Raw genomic sequence first — 278 nt, forward strand, 5'->3', positions numbered from 1 at the left:
CCCTTGAAGGTGCCATGCACCGCGGCGTCGAACATGTTCGGAATGCGCAGGCCGGGTTCCGGCTGCAGCGTGACGTTCCACGCCTCTTCGAACAGCGTGCGCGTGAGCGTGTCGCTGATATGGCGGTAGCCCGGCAGTTCGTGCGGGAACGAGCCCATGTCGCACGAACCCTGCACGTTGTTCTGGCCGCGCAGCGGATTCACGCCGACGCCTTCGCGGCCGACGTTGCCGGTCGCCATCGCGAGGTTGGCGATGCCCATCACCATCGTCGAGCCTTG

Annotated in this window: 1 protein-coding gene; it reads right to left on the minus strand. The window is 66.2% G+C overall.

From position 1 onward, the window contains the following. On the minus strand, nucleotides 1-278 hold a 278-nt coding region (locus PQR02_RS40925; protein WP_408243467.1), incomplete at both ends, for a hypothetical protein.

The sequence above is a fragment of the Paraburkholderia sediminicola genome (assembly GCF_046026895.1).
Lineage (GTDB): Bacteria > Pseudomonadota > Gammaproteobacteria > Burkholderiales > Burkholderiaceae > Paraburkholderia > Paraburkholderia sediminicola_C.